This is a genomic window from Streptomyces sp. E11-3 (genome assembly GCF_046540415.1).
Lineage (GTDB): Bacteria > Actinomycetota > Actinomycetes > Streptomycetales > Streptomycetaceae > Streptomyces.
The window spans coordinates 3,596,976-3,608,435 of sequence record NZ_JAZGRL010000001.1 but is presented as its reverse complement, the minus strand read 5'-3'; the positions used below and the strand labels follow the sequence as shown (position 1 = coordinate 3,608,435).

Genomic DNA, 11,460 nt, shown 5'->3' with positions numbered 1-11,460 from the left:
CTCATGACCGACACACAGGCATGGTCCCCGCTGGAGCTCGAGGCCGAGGGGGTCGGCGGCGCCGAGGAGCTCATCGACCGGGTGACCGGCATGGGTGAGGCGTTCGGCAAGCTGCTGGTCGCGGAGAAGGGCCTGGTCTTCCGCGGATTCGACGTCACCCCCGACGCTCTCGACAAGGTGCTGGACGCGCTGCTGCCCAACCGGCTCGCCTATGTGCACGGCAACTCCCCGCGCACCAAGGTCGGCAGCAACGTCTACACCTCCACCGAGTACCCGCAGGAATTCACCATCTCGATGCACAACGAGATGAGCTACGCGCACGCCTGGCCGTCCCGGCTCGCCTTCTACTGCCAGGTGCAGCCCGGCAGCGGCGGTGCCACACCCGTCGTCGACGCGGCCCGGTGGCTGAACTCCCTCGACGACGAGGTGCGCCAGGCCTTCGCGGGCGGGGTGCGCTATGTGCAGAATCTGCACGACGGCTACGGCCTCGGCAAGAGCTGGCAGGACACCTTCGAGACCACCAGCCGCGAGGAGGTGGAGGCCTTCCTCGGTGGAACCGGCGCCACCTGGGAGTGGAAGGCCGACGGCGGCATCCGGGTCTCCTCGGTGCGACCGGCGACCACCCGGCACCCGGAGACCGGCGAGGAGGTCTGGTTCAACCAGGCCGACCAGTGGCACCCGGCCGGCCTCGGCGACGACACCGCGGCCGCCCTCGCGCAGATCCTGCCCGAGGACGAGCTGCCGCAGAACGTCACCTTCGCCGACGGCAGCCCGATCCCCGCCGAGCATGTGGTCCAGATCCGCGACCGCGGCCTGGAGAACGCCGTCAACGTGGACTGGCGCACCGGCGACCTGCTGCTGATCGACAACGTCCTGCTGGCCCACGGCCGGCGTCCGTTCACGGGCGACCGCCGGGTGCTGGTCGCCATGTCGGACTGAACGGGCAGCACCGAACTGATCGGACGGAATCCATGACCGCCGCATACGAGGACCTCAAGGACCATGGCAAGGTCCACATCTGGCGGGGGCGGGCACCCGACGAACTCGACCCGGCCGACGTCGCCCTGCTCTCCGAGGAAGAACTCGAAGTGGTCAGCCGCGGTTCACGCAAGGCCGCTGTCCGCTACACCGCTTCGCACGCCGCGCTGCGCCGGGTACTCGCCGAGTACCTCGGTGTCGCCCCGACGGCCATCGGCTTGGGACGCCGCCCCTGCCCGCGCTGCGAGCACCCGCGGCACGGCCGGCCGCGGGTCGACTGGCCCGTCACCGACCTGGACTTCAACTTCTCCCGGTCGGGGCCGCACTGGCTGCTGGCCGTCGGTGCCAGCGGGCAGCTGGGCGTGGATGTGGAGGACGGCCGCAACCTCGACGTCGAGGGGGCCTCGGCCCTGGTGATGAGCGACGCCGAACTCGCCTACGCACGAAGCAGCTCCGACACCGCCGACCGGCAGAGCACCTTCTTTCGCTGCTGGACGCGGAAGGAGGCCGTGGTCAAGGCGATCGGCGTCGGCATCATCGCCGATCTGAAGGCCATCGACATTCAGCCCGCGCGGTCCGGACCTGTCCTGGTCCGGCACACCGAACCGACTGGCCCCGACAGCTGGTTGGTGATGGACCTGCCGACCGTCGACGGGGCCTTCGCGGCCCTGGCCCGCGAGTCGGGCAGTACCGGACCGGTCGAGCTGCGCCACTACGACGAACTTGCCCTGGCGACCGCTTCCGGAAGCCGCATCGAGCAAGCGAGAGGAGCCCTGGTCGCATGACCGCGATCGAGTACACGGCACCGCCGGGCAGCACGGTGCCCGAGTATCTGGCCGAGAACCGGGACAAGCTGCGGCGCGTCCTCGGCGAGCGCGGCGCGATCCTGCTGCGTGGTTTCGACGTCGGCGGGGTCGACGGCTTCGACGGGGTGGTACGGGCCTTCTCCGGCTCCGAGCCGCTCACCTACGCCGAGCGCTCCTCACCGCGCTCCACCATCAAGGGGCAGGTCTACACCTCGACCGACTACCCGGCGGACGAGGAGATCTTCCTGCACAACGAGAACTCCTACCAAGCGGTCTGGCCGAACACCCTGTACTTCTACTGCATCGAACCCGCCCTCACCCAGGGCGCGACCCCGCTCGCCGACATCCGCGAGGTGTACCGGGCCATCGACCCGGCGGTGCGCGAGGAGTTCGAGCGGCGCGGCGGCTGGCGGGTGGTGCGCAACTTCCACGCGGACTTCGGGGTGCCCTGGCAGGAGGCGTTCGGCACCGAGGACCGGGCCGCGGTCGAGACGTACTGCCGGAGCAAGGGCATCGAGCCCGAGTGGCGGCCGGACGGCGGCCTGCGCACCACCACGGTGCGCGCCGTGGCGCCCACCCACCCCGTCTCCGGAGAGCGCGTCTGGTTCAACCACGCCACGTTCTGGCATGTCACCTCGCTCGCGCCCGAAGTCCAGGAAGGGCTGCGGGAGATCTTCACGGACGAGGACCTGCCCACCAACACGTACTACGGGGACGGCGTGCCCATTCCGGACGAGACCGTGGCCCATCTACGGGCCGCCTACCGGTCGGCTACCACCCGGTTCGACTGGCAGCGCGACGACGTGCTCATCGTCGACAACATGCTGGCCGCGCACGGCCGGGAGCCCTTCACCGGACCACGCAAGATCGCGGTCGCCATGGCCGAACCGTCCGCCTGACCGCTACCGGCCAGGCAAGGGGCCCGCAGCAGACCGCTGCGGGCCCCTGCCGCTCTCCGCGGGCCAACGGCAGATGTGGAAGCTGACCTACGCCGAACTCAAACGAAGCCGGGCCGCTTCCTCCACCTGGAGGAAGCGGCCCGGCCCCCCCCCCCCGGCCCTCGTCATGTCACTCGCGCGTACCCGCCAGCTCGACCGGCCTGCGCCGCAGCGACACCCCGGCCGGGGCCACCGCCGCCAGTACCGCCAGGACCGCACACGCACCGACCGTGAGGCCGAGGGTCTCCCACGGAACCACGATCGGGGTCCACACCTTGAGAAGGCCCAGGGCGCTCCACATCCCGAACAGGTTCAGCCCGGCGACCAGGGCCCCCAGCATCGCGCCGACGGCCACGACCAGCAGGGACTCGGCGGCCACCAGCCGCAGCACCTGCCAGTTGGTGGCACCGGCCAGCCGCAGCACCGCGAGGTCGCGGACCCGGTCGGAGGTCGCCATCACCAGGGTGTTGGCCAGGGCGATGCCGGTGTAGAGCAGAGCGATCCCGAGCACCAGCATGAAGCCGATCCGGGTCGTCCGGTTGGTCGTCGGGTAACTGTCCTGGATCCACTGGTCCTTGGCTACGACCTGCCCGCCGGACTCCTTGACCGCTGCCCGCAGTCCCGCCGCGACCGCGGCCGTGTCGGCACCCTCGGCGACCTTCACCTCGACCCGGTCGACCGTCGCACCCGGCGCGTTGCGCGGGGTGACGTAGACACCGTTGTTGCCGGTTCCGATATGCATCACCGCGGCGATCCGCAGCGACTTCTTGGTGCCGTCACCCAGCCACACGTTCACGGTCTGTCCGACGGAGCCCTTCTCCCACTCCTCGTTGACGATGATCGAGTCGTCGTCGAGATCGGACACCTTCCCGGCCGCCAGGGGCAGTCGGACGGTCTTGGCGAGCGCGTCGGGCTCGGCGGCCCGTGCGTCGGACCTGATCAGCGCGACGCCCTCCTCCAGGACGTAGACGGCGCTCTGCGCACTGGCCGAGACCTGCGCCCCGGGCACCTTCCGCATCCGTTCCATCGCCGCCTTGTCGAAGCCCGCGTCCTCGCTGCCCTGGACCAGGAAGTCGGCCGCGGTCTGCTCGCGCAGCTCGGTGGCCTTCGCCTCGTTCAGCGTCGCCGTCGCCCCCAGCAGGGAGCCCGCGAGGGCCACCGTGACCAGCACCGGGGCGGCCACGGCCGCGGTGCGCCGTACCCCCGCCGCGGCGTTCTCGCGCATCAGCATGCCGACCGCGCCCGGCAGTTGGGCGGGCAGCCAGGCGATCAGCCGGCTCAGCGGACGTACCAGGACCGGCGCGAGCAGCGCGAACGCCACGATCAGCAGCATCGGACGGCTGGTGTACGTCTTGCGGTGCAGCAGCTCGCCCGGCTCGGTCACCAGAGCGAAGACCAGCAGCCCGACCCCGGTCAGTAGCAGCCCGCCGCCGAAGATCCAGCGGCCCCAGGTCATCGCCCGGGTGTCCACGGAGGCCTCCCGCAGTGCCTCGGTCGGGCCGACCCGGCCCGCCCGCCAGGACGCGGCGACCACGCCGCAGAGCGCGACCAGCAGGCCCGTCCAGAAGGCCATGTGGTACGGCCAGGTGTAGTCGCCGATGGTGAACCAGGAGGGTGCCACCTCGCCGTCCACCATCCACTCGGCCAGCTTCGGCGCACCGTACGCGCCCAGTACACAGCCCGCGGCCGAGGCCAGCACACCCAGCAGCATCGCCTCGGCGAAGACCATCCGGCGGATCTGCCGGGGCGTGGCCCCGGCGGTGCGCAACAGGCCGAACTCGCGGCGCCGCTGGGCCACCGCGAACGCGAAGGTCGAGGCGACCACGAAGACCGAGACGAAGCCGGTGACCCCGGCCGCCGTACCGAGCATCGCGTTCACCGTGGTCAGCGCCTCGCTGTCGCGGTCCGGGTCGGCGTCCGCGAACCGGCGGTCGGTGCCGGTCAGGACGTCGACGCCGGCCGAGTCGCCCGCCTTCTCGCGTACCGCGTCGGCGTCCGCGTCCACCACCAGCTGGTCGATCCGCGGCGCCAGCCGTGCCGCGCGGTCGTCGGTGAAGAACACGGCCGTCTCGAAGCCGAGCCCGGGCACGGTGCCGACGACCTTGACGGTCCCCTGGCCGGTACGCAGTGACTGGCCCGGAGCGGCCCAGTCACCGGTGGTGACGACCTCGTCGGCGGCCCGCGGCGCACGGCCGTCGGAGAGCTCGTACGGGGCGAAGGCGGCGGTCGACCACGGGTGGCCGACCAGGTCCTTCGGCCCGCCGTCGGCCCGTACCGCGAACGAACGGTCTTCCACGGTCCGGCCCAGCTCGGCGAGTTCACCCGCCAGCTCGGGTGAGACGGCGCGCGGGTGCTCCAGCTCCTTGACCCGGTCGCCGATCCGGGTCGGCACCCGCAGGGTGTCCGTCCCCTTCACCACCACCGGGGCCGTGGCGAACCGTTCGGGCCCCCGCTCGGGTGCGTCCAGGCTGGACGCCAGGGCGAGCCCCATGGTGGCGATCAGGCCGACGCCGAGTCCCAGCGCCACGAAGCTGCCGACGAAGGTGACCCAGCGGGTGCGCAGGGTGCGCAGTGCGACGCTCAGCACGGCACGGCCTCCAGCTTGGTCATACGCCCGGCGATCTCGTCGGCGGACGGCCGGAGCAGCTCGTCGTTGACCCGGCCGTCGACCAGGAAGACGACGCGGTCGGCGTAGGAGGCCGCCACCGGGTCATGGGTCACCATGATGATCGTCTGGCCCGTCGCGTCGACCATGGTCCGCAGCATGGTCAGCACCTCGCGGCTGGTCTGCGAGTCCAGTGCGCCGGTCGGCTCGTCCCCGAAGAGCACCTCCGGGCGGGTGATCAGCGCGCGGGCCAGGGCGACCCGCTGTTGCTGGCCGCCGGACATCTCGGTGGGCCGGTGCCTGGCCCGCTCGCCGAGCCCCACCTGCGTCAGCACCTCACGCACCTGGGCCTTGGACGGGCGTCGGCCCGCCAGCCGCAGCGGCAGTGCCACATTCTGCTCGGCCGTGAGCGACGGCAGCAGGTTGAACGCTTGGAACACGAAGCCGATCCGGTCGCGGCGCAGCAGGGTCAGCTTGGTCTCGCTGAGCTTGGACAGCTCGGTGTCGCCGACCGTGACCGAGCCTGAGGTGGGCCGGTCGAGGCCCGCCGCGCACTGCAGCAACGTCGACTTGCCCGAGCCGGACGGTCCCATGACGGCGGTGAAGCTGCCCTTGGGGAAGGCGAGCGAGACCTGGTCGAGTGCGGTCACGGCACTGCCTCCCGCCCCATAGGTCCGGCTCACGGAGCGCAACTGGATCGCGTTGTTATTCATAACTCCACTCAATCGATCTCGGCCCTCCCGCACAGCACGGCGGGACAGACTCTTGGGGGTAGGGCTGGGCCTACCCGGCAGGTCGGCTCAGCCCGTACGGGTCGGGCCGCCGGCCGGTGTGGGCGCGGGCTGCGCAGCGGCCACCTGGCGCACCAGGCTGTGCAGCCGGTACTGCGGGCGGCCCGCGTCGTCGATGCCGGGCATGTCCAGGAGGGAGGCGTCCACCAGCCGTTCCAGGAACTCCTCCGCGGCCGCCGGGGGGAGCCCGAGTGCTCTCCCGGCCGTCGCGGGCAGGAAGTCGCGGCCGCCGAGTGCGCTCAACCGGCGCAGCAGCTCCCGCTCGTCGGCGCGCAGCCGCCGCAGCGAGACCAGCACCGCCTCGCCGACGTCGAGGCCGCCGTACACCAACTCCCGTATGCCGTACCCGGGGTTGGCCAGCCGCACCGCCAGGTGCGTCAGCGGACGGCGCGGCCGGGCGGCCAGCCGGGCACCGGCCGCGCGGATGGCGAGTGGCAGGCCGCCGCAGTGGGTGACGATGTCCAGCGCGGCCTCCGGCTCGGCCGCGAGCCTGGCTGAGCCCACCGTCGATGCCAGCAGGTCCAGCGCGGGGCGCCGGCCCAGCGGGTCCAGTTCGATGGTGTACGAGCCGTGCACCGTGGTCAGCCGGGAGCGGCTGGTGACCAGCACGGTGGAGCGGGAGCTGCCCGGCAGCAGCGCGTCCAGCTGGAGTTCGCCGACCGCGTTGTCCAGCAGGATCAGCAGCCGCCGGTTGGCGGTCCGGGTCCGGTAGCGGCGGATCAGCTCGCCCAGCGCGTCAGGCCCGGCGTCCGGCAGGTCCCGCGGCGTGGTGGGCTCGCCCAGCGCCTGCAGCAGCTCCACCAGCACGCTTGACGGGTCCTTCGCCGATCCGTCCGGGCGGCAGAGGTCGGCGTACAGCTGCCCGCCGGGGAAGCCGTCGGCGTGCGCGTGCGCCGTCCGCAGGGCGAGCGCCGTCTTGCCCACCCCGGGCATGCCGGTGATCAGCAGCCGGGTCGGCCGGAACACCCGCTGGTCGCCCTCGGGTGACGTCAGCAGCGAGTGCAGCTCGGCCAGTTGCTCCTCGCGCCCGACGAACCCCTCGGGGGCGGGCGGCAACAGGAGCGGCACGGACGGCAGTTGCTCTGCGGCGGGGGCGCCCGGCTGGGCCGGCACGGACAGCCGCACGGGCTGCGGGGCGAGGGTGAGTTCTCCGGTCAGCGCCTGCTGGTAGGTGCGGGTCAGATCGGGGCCCGGGTCGACGCCCAGCTCGGTGGCGAGCATCTCGCGGCCCTCGTGGAAGACGCGCAGTGCGTCCGACTGGCGCCCCGAGCGGTACAGCGCCGTCATCAGCTGGGCCCGCAGCCGCTCCCGGATGGGGTGCTCGGTGACCAGCCCGGTCAGCTCCTGCACCAGCTGCTGGTGGCGGCCGAGCGCCAGGTCGGCCTCGATCCGGTGCTCCAGCGTGGTCGCCCTGGCCTCCTCGAGGCGAGGCAGTTCCGCCTCGGCCAGCTGCGGGGTGACATTGGCCAGCGCGGGGCCCTGCCACAGGTCCAGCGCGGCGCCCAGCAGTCGACTGGCCTCCTGGGGGCGCCGGGCCGCCAGCTCCTGCCGGCCGACGCGGTCGAGGCGTTCGTACTCCACGAAGTCGACGCGGGCGCCTTCGGCGACCATCTGATAGCCGGGCTGACGGCGGATCAGCTGGACCGAAGGGCCCAGCAGCTTCCGCAGCCGCGAGATGTAGGTGTAGATCTGTGCGTGCATCGTCGCCGGCGGCTCCCACCCCCACAGCAGCATGCTCAGCCGTTCGTCCCCGACCAGCCGGCCACGCGCCAAGAGCAGCGCGGCGAGAACCGTATGTGCCTTGGTGCCCGATGTGGGGATACGGCGTGTGCCGTCTCTCGCCTCCACCGGACCGAGAATGCGGAAATCCATTTCTCCCCCACCTGAGTGCGGCGACCGCCGCGACCATGAATGCCGGAGCGCTTCCGGCCAAACCATTCTTGGCCCGGTGGGGTCGCTGGATCAGGGTGGTGAAATGGCAGGAGGCTGCGGTGGCAGGAGCCTGCGGATCGGTGGTCTGGCGCGGTCACCCCGGTCCGGCAGGCCCCAGGGCGTACCCGATCAGCACAAACGTCGGAGCCCACACCGCTGCGCTGACGACCGACCACCATACGTAGCGGCGCAGCGGCATCCCGGACGCGCCGCACAGCATCGGCACCAGCGTGCGCAGCACCGCCGTGAACCGGCCAACGAACACCGCGCTGCCGCCCCGGCGTTCGATCAGGCCGAGGGCGCGCTCGGTGTACCGGGGACGCAGCAGCCTGGGTGGCAGCCGTTCCAGCAGCCGGGTGTTCCAGCGCCGTCCGACCGCGTATCCGACCAGGTTGCCCAGGACCGCGCCGGCCAGCGCCGTCAACAGGGCTGCCAGAAAGGGGATATGGCCGTGCCAGGCGAGCAGACCGCCCATCACCACCGCGGTCTGCCCCGGGAGCAGCGTCCCCACCAGCGGCAGGGCGGCCTCGAGCGCGGGCAGCAGCAGGACCGTGGCGAGGATGCCGAGACTTCCGTACACCAGGGTGTGCTGAGCCAGCCAAGCCATCATCAGCGCGTCGCCTTTCTCGAACCCGTGCGGGGCGTCCGGACCGGCCCTGACCCCTGCCCCACAGCAAAGCCGTCCGGGTGGGCCATCCGCACGACTCCTGACCCGAGTCCGGGGGTAGGGCAGGCCCTACCCCCGTCCTTCGCCCTGCGGGTATGGGGTGGCCGCCGCCGTGGCTCTACGGTGATCGCATGCGTACTCGGAATGTGTGGCAGGCACTCGCCAGGCCCGGCTTCCTGCTCTCGGCCTGGCCCTGGCGGGCGGCCGGGTATCTGCTGGGCAGCATCCCGGCGGGGATCGCCGTGCTGGTGGCCCTGGTGGTCGGCGCCGCGGTCGGTGGGGCTCTGGCGATCGTCCTGGTCGGGCTTCCGCTGCTGGCCCTGCTGGCGCTCGGCGGAGTACCGGTTGGACGCCTCGAGCGGTGGCGGCTGCGCCTGGTCGACCACGACCCGGCCCCCGACCTGCATCGCGTTCCGGACGAGCCGGGCCTGTGGGTGTGGGCCCGCACCCGGTACCAGGAGCAGCTGACCTGGCGCGAGCTGGGGTACGCCGTGCTGTTCGCCCTGCTGCTGTGGCCGCTGGACGCCCTGGCAGTGGTCTTCGCCCTCTCCGTACCGCTCGGGCTGGTCGCCACGCCTGTACTGATGGCGACCGTGGGTGGAGGCCAGGAGGCCTCGGTCCTGAAGGAGTGGACGGTCACCAGCTGGCCCATGGCGTTCGCGGTCGCCGTCCTGGGCGTCCTGCTGTTCGCCTGCGGCCTGTACGCCACCGGCCTGCTCGCCGGGGCCCGCGCCGAGCTGACCCGGCTGCTGATCGCCCCCCGGGAGGCCGAGCTGGACCGCCAGGTCACCGAACTCACCCGGTCCCGCGTCCGGTTGGTCGACGCCTTCGAGACGGAGCGCCGCCGGATCGAGCGCGACCTCCACGACGGGGCGCAGCAACGGCTGGTCGCGCTGACCATGATGCTCGGGATGGCCCGCCTGGACGCGCCGCCGGACAGCCCGCTCGCCGGGCAGCTCGACGCGGCCCATCGCGAGGTCGGCCAGGCCCTGGAGGAACTACGCGAGCTGATCCGCGGCATCCACCCCAAGGTGCTCACCGACTTCGGCCTTGAGGCCGCGATCGACGACGTGGCCGAACGCTCCCAGGTCCCCGTGGACGTACGCCTCGACCTGTCGTCCGACCGCCTCCCTGACGCGGTGGAGGCCGCCGCGTACTTCGTGGTCAGCGAGGCGCTCGCGAACGTCGCCAAGCACAGTGGCGCGACCCGCGCCGAGGTCGTCGGCGCGCTGGCCGACGACCGGCTGGCCATCGAGATCTCGGACGACGGGCGGGGCGGCGCGGACGCGTCGGCGGGCTCGGGGCTGACCGGACTCGCCGACCGGGTCTCCGTCCTGGATGGCAAACTCTCCCTGTCCAGCCCGCCGGGTGGACCGACCCTGTTGCGGGTGGAGATCCCCCTGGCTCCCTTGGCCATGCCCTTGGAGACTTCTTGCGATCGGACCGCACGTTCCGTGTAGTACTCGCCGAAGACAGCGTCCTGTTGCGCGAGGGCCTGGTCGGCTTGCTCGCACGGTTCGGACACGAGGTGGTCGCGGCCGTCGGGGACGCCGACGCGCTGCTGGCCGCCGTGGCGGAACACCGCCCCGACCTCGTGGTCACGGACGTACGGATGCCACCGGGTTTGACGGACGAGGGCCTGCGGGCGGCGGTGACGCTCCGGAAACAGCGCCCCGACCTGCCGGTCCTGGTCCTCAGCCAGTACGTCCAACGCGCCTACGTCACCGACCTGCTGGACTCTGGGGACGGCACCGGCGTCGGCTATCTGCTCAAGGACCGGGTCGGCCATATCGAGCAGTTCCTGGCGGCGCTCCACGAGATCGCCGACGGCGGCACGGTCGTCGACCCGGAGGTCGTACGGCAGATGCTGCGCCGTCGCCGCGATCCGCTGGAGCGGCTGACCCCGCGGGAGCGCGAGGTGCTGGCGCTGGTGGCCGAGGGCAAGTCCAACGGCGCGATCGCCAGGGAACTGGTGGTCTCCGAGGCCGCGGTGGGCAAGCACATCGGCAACATCCTCACCAAGCTCGACCTTCCACCGGCCGACGAGACCCACCGCAGGGTCCTGGCGGTCCTGGCCTTCCTCCGGGCCTGAGTGGGTTGGCCGGGTCTGACGAGGGCTGAGGCCTCGCCCTCCGTACGGTGCGGGCGTAGGATCGCCTACGTGACTGCCGGGTCGGCCGTAGGCCAAGAGCGAGTGGGGCACCCGGCCTTGGCGTGAGGCCGAGGCGGGCGAGAGGCCCGCCCTCCCTTTTCCATGTACTGCGCGCGAGCCATCCATGGAAGATCACTCTGAGGGAGACGCACTCACAGCATGCCCGACACACCACACGTAGAGCTGAACCACACCGCCGTCCTTGCCACGGACAAGCGCGCGTCGGCCGAGTTCCTCGCCGGGATCCTCGGTCTGGAAGTCGGCGCGCCCTTCGGGCCGTTCCTCCCGGTGGACACCGGGAACGGCGTGACGCTGGACTTCTACCAGGTCGGCGAGGGGGAGGCGGTCGCGTCGCAGCACTACGCGTTCCTCGTCCCCGAGGACCACTTCGACGCCATGATCGGTCGGCTTGAGGCGGCGCGGGTCACGTACTACGCCGACCCGAGCCACACCGAACCCGGCCGGACCAACGACCTGTTCGGCGGTCGTGGTGCGTACTTCGACGACCTGGACGGTCACAACATGGAGATCATGACCCGTCCGTACGTCCGGCCCTGACCCCCTCCCGCTCCTCCTTCCGCTCCCCCTCCC

At 71.8% G+C, this 11,460-nt stretch carries 10 protein-coding genes; 6 read left to right on the top strand and 4 right to left on the bottom strand.

Annotated features, from left to right (window positions below; translation table 11 throughout):
• The first annotated feature begins 3 nt into the window (after positions 1 to 3).
• The 3 genes from U9R90_RS16580 to U9R90_RS16570 are packed head-to-tail and all read left to right on the top strand — an operon-like array spanning position 4 to position 2,683.
• Positions 4 to 939 (top strand): TauD/TfdA family dioxygenase, encoded by a 936-nt coding sequence (locus tag U9R90_RS16580; RefSeq protein WP_411057216.1) that lies wholly within the window; start codon positions 4 to 6, stop codon positions 937 to 939.
• Positions 940 to 971: 32 nt separating this feature from the next.
• Positions 972 to 1,763 carry a 4'-phosphopantetheinyl transferase family protein gene (locus U9R90_RS16575; protein ID WP_411057215.1) on the top strand — a complete coding sequence of 264 codons (792 nt, stop codon included), beginning with the start codon at positions 972 to 974 and terminating at the stop codon, positions 1,761 to 1,763.
• Positions 1,760 to 2,683 carry a TauD/TfdA family dioxygenase gene (locus U9R90_RS16570; RefSeq protein WP_411057214.1) on the top strand — a complete coding sequence of 308 codons (924 nt, stop codon included), beginning with the start codon at positions 1,760 to 1,762 and terminating at the stop codon, positions 2,681 to 2,683. The genes U9R90_RS16575 and U9R90_RS16570 overlap by 4 nt, the downstream gene beginning before the upstream one ends.
• A 169-nt stretch (positions 2,684 to 2,852) precedes the next feature.
• On the opposite strand, the gene U9R90_RS16565 is transcribed toward U9R90_RS16570, so the two are convergent.
• From U9R90_RS16565 to U9R90_RS16550, 4 genes are all read right to left on the bottom strand, one after another.
• Positions 2,853 to 5,309, bottom strand: a complete 2,457-nt coding sequence (locus U9R90_RS16565; RefSeq protein WP_411057213.1) for an FtsX-like permease family protein — start codon at positions 5,307 to 5,309, stop codon at positions 2,853 to 2,855.
• Positions 5,303 to 6,040 carry an ABC transporter ATP-binding protein gene (locus tag U9R90_RS16560; protein ID WP_411057212.1) on the bottom strand — a complete coding sequence of 246 codons (738 nt, stop codon included), beginning with the start codon at positions 6,038 to 6,040 and terminating at the stop codon, positions 5,303 to 5,305. The genes U9R90_RS16565 and U9R90_RS16560 overlap by 7 nt, the downstream gene beginning before the upstream one ends.
• Before the next feature lie 87 nt (positions 6,041 to 6,127).
• Complete coding sequence (locus U9R90_RS16555) at positions 6,128 to 7,990, bottom strand: BTAD domain-containing putative transcriptional regulator (protein WP_411057211.1); 1,863 nt, start codon at positions 7,988 to 7,990, stop codon at positions 6,128 to 6,130.
• Positions 7,991 to 8,144: 154 nt separating this feature from the next.
• On the bottom strand, positions 8,145 to 8,660 hold the full coding sequence (locus U9R90_RS16550) for a DedA family protein (protein ID WP_411057210.1): 516 nt from the start codon (positions 8,658 to 8,660) through the stop codon (positions 8,145 to 8,147).
• 188 nt (positions 8,661 to 8,848) lie between these two features.
• Here U9R90_RS16550 and U9R90_RS16545 point away from each other — a divergent pair, with 188 nt between their 5' ends.
• From U9R90_RS16545 to U9R90_RS16535, 3 genes are all read left to right on the top strand, one after another.
• On the top strand, positions 8,849 to 10,177 hold the full coding sequence (locus tag U9R90_RS16545) for a sensor histidine kinase (protein WP_411057209.1): 1,329 nt from the start codon (positions 8,849 to 8,851) through the stop codon (positions 10,175 to 10,177).
• A complete protein-coding gene (locus U9R90_RS16540) occupies positions 10,150 to 10,809 on the top strand; it encodes a response regulator (protein ID WP_411057208.1) in 660 nt (219 codons plus the stop codon). The genes U9R90_RS16545 and U9R90_RS16540 overlap by 28 nt, the downstream gene beginning before the upstream one ends.
• Positions 10,810 to 11,028: 219 nt before the next feature.
• Entirely contained in the window at positions 11,029 to 11,427 is a 399-nt protein-coding gene (locus U9R90_RS16535) for a VOC family protein (protein ID WP_411057207.1), read from the top strand.
• Positions 11,428 to 11,460: the final 33 nt, after the last annotated feature.

Excerpts from the sequence above, each read along its gene's own strand:
- U9R90_RS16575 (WP_411057215.1), top strand. The coding sequence starts at position 972 with ATGACCGCCGCATACGAGGACCTCAAGGACCATGGCAAGGTCCACATC.
- U9R90_RS16560 (WP_411057212.1), bottom strand. The coding sequence starts at position 6,040 with ATGAATAACAACGCGATCCAGTTGCGCTCCGTGAGCCGGACCTATGGG.
- U9R90_RS16580 (WP_411057216.1), top strand. The coding sequence starts at position 4 with ATGACCGACACACAGGCATGGTCCCCGCTGGAGCTCGAGGCCGAGGGG.
- U9R90_RS16535 (WP_411057207.1), top strand. The coding sequence starts at position 11,029 with ATGCCCGACACACCACACGTAGAGCTGAACCACACCGCCGTCCTTGCC.
- U9R90_RS16550 (WP_411057210.1), bottom strand. The coding sequence starts at position 8,660 with ATGATGGCTTGGCTGGCTCAGCACACCCTGGTGTACGGAAGTCTCGGC.
- U9R90_RS16570 (WP_411057214.1), top strand. The coding sequence starts at position 1,760 with ATGACCGCGATCGAGTACACGGCACCGCCGGGCAGCACGGTGCCCGAG.
- U9R90_RS16545 (WP_411057209.1), top strand. The coding sequence starts at position 8,849 with ATGCGTACTCGGAATGTGTGGCAGGCACTCGCCAGGCCCGGCTTCCTG.
- U9R90_RS16555 (WP_411057211.1), bottom strand. The coding sequence starts at position 7,990 with ATGGATTTCCGCATTCTCGGTCCGGTGGAGGCGAGAGACGGCACACGC.